Annotated in this window: 1 protein-coding gene; it reads right to left on the reverse strand. The window is 61.1% G+C overall.

All coding sequences use genetic code 11. From position 1 onward, the window contains the following. On the reverse strand, positions 1-1,148 hold a 1,148-nt coding region (locus tag P0D73_RS46480; RefSeq protein WP_408436462.1), incomplete at both ends, for an electron transfer flavoprotein-ubiquinone oxidoreductase.

Here is a 1,148-nt window from a genome sequence, read left to right on the forward strand (position 1 = left end):
GCCGGCTGGTTTTCCTCGTGATTCGTGTTCGAGATGAACACCGAGGACAACCGGTCGAACGTGAGCTTGCCATCCGGCTTCGGATACGTGATTGGCTTGCACTGCGATGCGGGCTTCAGCATTTCGTGATCCGAATGCTGGTGATGCAGCGTCCACGGCACATTGCCGCCCAGCAGCTTCTGCTCGATGCCGACCATCAGCGTGCCGAGGTACAGGCCCTTGCTCATCCACTGCTTGAAGTTGCGCGCGCGATGCAGTTCGGTGTGCAGCCACGAGGTCTTGAAACTCTCCGGATACGCCGTCAGTTCATCGTTCTGACGGCCAGCCTGCACGGCGTCGAACGCCGCTTCAGCGGCCAGCATGCCGGTCTTGATCGCCGCATGCGAACCCTTGATCCGCGATGCGTTCAGGAAGCCCGCATCGTCGCCGACCAGCGCGCCACCCGGAAACACCAGTTTCGGCAGCGACATTAGGCCGCCGGCGGTAATCGCCCGCGCGCCGTACGACACACGCTTGCCACCTTCGAGCACCGCGCGAATCGCCGGATGCGTCTTGTAGCGCTGGAATTCCTCGAACGGCGAGAGATACGGGTTTGTGTAGCCGAGACCCACGACGAAACCCACCACCACCTGGTTGTTGTCCATGTGATAGAGGAACGAGCCACCGTAGGTGTCGTTTTCCAGCGGCCAGCCGGCGGTGTGCATCACCAGACCCGGCTTGTGTTTCGAAGGGTCGATTTCCCACAGTTCCTTGATGCCGATCCCGTAGACCTGCGGATCGGCGCCTTCGCGCAGCTTGAATTTGTCGTTCAGCTGGCGGCCGAGGTGCCCACGCGCGCCTTCGCAGAACAGCGTGTATTTCGCGTGCAGTTCCATGCCGAGCTGGAAGTTCTCGGTCGGCTCGCCGTCCTTGCCGATGCCCAGGTTGCCAGTGGCGACACCTTTAACCGAACCGTCGTCGTTGTACAGGATTTCAGCCGCCGGAAAGCCCGGGAAAATCTCGACACCCAGCGCCTCAGCCTGCTGACCGAGCCAGCGCGTGACATTCGCGAGGCTGATCACATAGTTGCCGTGATTCTTGAAATTGTCCGGCAGCGCCCAGGTCGGCACGCTCTTCGAACCGGTTTCCGTCAGGAACAGGAATTTGTC

It is taken from the genome of Paraburkholderia sp. RL18-101-BIB-B (assembly GCF_046026985.1).
Taxonomy (GTDB): Bacteria; Pseudomonadota; Gammaproteobacteria; order Burkholderiales; family Burkholderiaceae; genus Paraburkholderia.